We start from the raw sequence: 947 nt of genomic DNA, 5'->3' as shown, positions 1-947 counted from the left end.
TAAGTATTTAAAAATGTTGACAACTATTTTTAATTCTTGTATAATTTCACCGTTAAGAGAATGTAAAAATAACTTAAGTGGGCTGATAATCCACGAAGTCGTGTAAAGGTAGAGCTTTTTAGCTTTACCTTTTTTTTTGCGGGTAGTGTAGCAATTTAAAGGGTGGGAGCGACTTTAAAAGGAGTTACCTTGCATTCTCTTATAGTGGTAATAGTTTTAATATGTATAGTATTTATTACTAGAGCATATTAATAAAAAGGATAGGACTTATCACCCTATCCTGTTACCACTACTTATAAAATCAATTTTTCCTCTTTTTTAATAGCTTATCTAAAATCTTAATTATCTCAATATTTTGTTTTACAAGATATTTTACTTCTGGAATTAAATTTTCTCTATTAGTTAAATCTCTTTCTATCCATTTGCTTGGATGTTCTCCACTATTATAAGCTTTAAGAGTTTGATTTATATTTGAAGTTAAATTTGCAACTGCTTGTCTAGTTCTTGCTGTATCTAATCTTATTTTACTTAACTCATCAATTTCAATTTTATAATCTTCAGATAAACTAGATTTTAATCTCTCTCTTGCAAATGATGATAAATTTTCATAACCCTCTTCAAGAGCTTTCTTTGTAAATAATATTTTATCTTCTTGAGTTACATTAAATTTTAAATATTGGTTTTTTATTTCATTTGGATTTGATTTAATTTGTATATTTTTTAATTGGCTTCTATAAATTTCTGAAAAGTCTTTTTTCATTCTAGCTCTGAAAAATTCTGAAAATGTTTTATAGCCCTCTTTTTTTGCAATTTTTAAATATTCATCTTTTTCTTCTTCATTATCTAATCTTATTTCAATTCTAGTTTTTTTCATTATTTACCCTTTGATGAATTATATCATTCTAAAAATAAAAAACCGTACAAAAAGAACTAAAAGACAGTATCCT

1 protein-coding gene is annotated in these 947 nt (G+C 25.4%); it reads right to left on the bottom strand.

Annotation, left to right across the window (positions count from 1 at the left end; all coding sequences use genetic code 11):
- Positions 1-301 precede the first annotated feature (301 nt).
- Positions 302-874, bottom strand: a complete 573-nt coding sequence (locus CRU94_RS09505) for a hypothetical protein (protein ID WP_129106534.1) — start codon at positions 872-874, stop codon at positions 302-304.
- Between the last annotated feature and the right edge of the window lie 73 nt (positions 875-947).

It is taken from the genome of Arcobacter sp. AHV-9/2010 (assembly GCF_004116575.1).
In the GTDB taxonomy this organism is placed as follows: Bacteria; Campylobacterota; Campylobacteria; order Campylobacterales; family Arcobacteraceae; genus Aliarcobacter; species Aliarcobacter skirrowii.
Note: the sequence above shows the minus strand (reverse complement) of the source record. Positions and strands in the feature narration are given on the sequence as shown.